Origin of the sequence: Terriglobus sp. YAF25, assembly GCF_052113305.1 — a bacterium.
Classification (GTDB): Bacteria; Acidobacteriota; Terriglobia; order Terriglobales; family Acidobacteriaceae; genus Terriglobus.
Genome location: NZ_JBFRCY010001012.1, coordinates 1 through 1422, shown reverse-complemented (window position 1 = coordinate 1422; position 1422 = coordinate 1). Strand labels below are relative to the sequence as shown.

Annotated in this window: 3 protein-coding genes; all 3 read right to left on the bottom strand. The window is 58.8% G+C overall.

The features are described from left to right. Window positions 1-356 (bottom strand): signal peptidase II (locus tag AB4043_RS26135; RefSeq protein ID WP_442308603.1); only part of this gene is annotated, 356 nt, incomplete at its 3' end. Then, window positions 356-556 carry a zinc finger domain-containing protein gene (locus AB4043_RS26130; RefSeq protein ID WP_442308602.1) on the bottom strand — a complete coding sequence of 67 codons (201 nt, stop codon included), beginning with the start codon at window positions 554-556 and terminating at the stop codon, window positions 356-358. The genes AB4043_RS26135 and AB4043_RS26130, both read right to left, overlap by 1 nt. Before the next feature lie 92 nt (window positions 557-648). Further along, window positions 649-1422 (bottom strand): class I tRNA ligase family protein (locus AB4043_RS26125; RefSeq protein WP_442308601.1); only part of this gene is annotated, 774 nt, incomplete at its 5' end.

The window sequence follows — 1422 nt, the reverse complement described above, 5'->3', positions numbered from 1 at the left end:
CCGAGAATCAGGGCCAGCCCGAAGCTGGTCAGTGACAGGGTGCGGCCAACTCTGTAGATCATGGCGGCAATCACCACCGTAACGCAGACCGAAAACGCGATTAGCACAATGCGCACACGTTCGGGCGAGGTGGAGTCAGCGAATATGGAGAACGCTGCACCCGTGTTCAAGACATGACTCAACCGGAAAAACCGCGGCATGATGGGGATGGTCGAACCCAGGTCGATATGCGCTTCAATCCATAGCTTCGACAGGCGGTCGGCAGTCACTACCAACGCGGTAATGACAAGCAGCCACAGGCGAAGATCGCGTGTACGACTGGAGTTGGTGACCGGAGAAACAACGGTGTCGGGCATTAGACAGGCTGCTCCTGAGTCACGGTATACGGTTCGTAGCCGATCTCGTCGAGTGCCGTTGCGCAGCGAGCGCAGACGGTCGGATAACGGCTATCGGATGCAACGTCATTGGTGTAGCGCCAGCAGCGTTCGCACTTTGTGATCTCGGAGAGCGTCTCGCACGGTGTTACTTCTACCGACGGTGTCTGATCGCCATTCACCGAGAACCGGAATGCAGATACATTGCACAGCTCAGCGAAGTGAGAACCGAAGCTATCAAAGCTTTCTTTCAACGGCGCCGGAATGGTTACGGCTACGCTGGCATCGAGCGCTTTACCGATCTGCTTGTTCTTTCTTGCCTCTTCGAGCGACAGCAGAACCGTGTCACGAACAGCGAGCAACTTGTCCCAGTTCGCAACCAGGCTTTCAGTATTGGCAGGACAGGATCGACACCGTTGCCGAGCGACTTGGAGAAGGCACGGCGCTGCTCGTCCAGTGTCCAGCCACTGGTAGCAACGTACTTGTAGGGTGCGGCGTTGCGGATGCCGACAGAAGCCAGCAGCGACGAGTGGAACCAGCCACGATGCTGGTCGCCGCCCTCGGTGTACATATCGGCGGGGAAGCTGAGCTCGGGCTCAGTCTCCAGCACGGCATGCCAGGACGAGCCGGACTCAAACCAGACGTCGAGGATGTCCATCTCCTTACGGAAGGCGGAGTGCCCGCACTTGGTACAGGCCGTTCCAGCCGCCAACAGTTGCTCGGCTGGGTACTTGTACCAGGCGTCGGCCCCTTCCTTCTCGAAGAGCTTCACGATGCTCTGATTGAGTGCCTTATCGCTGAGGGGGTGATCGCAGCTCTGGCACAGGAAGACGGCGATGGGCACACCCCAGATGCGCTGGCGCGAGATGCACCAGTCAGGGCGGGTGGCGATCATGTTCGAGATACGCTCTTCGCCCCAGGATGGATCCCAGGTCACCTTCTTGATCTCATCCAGCGCGCGTTGGCGGAAGGTGGTCTCGTTGCCTTGCTGGTCCTTGACCGGCGTCTCCATTCCGATAAACCACTGTTCCGTGGCGCGGTAGATCAC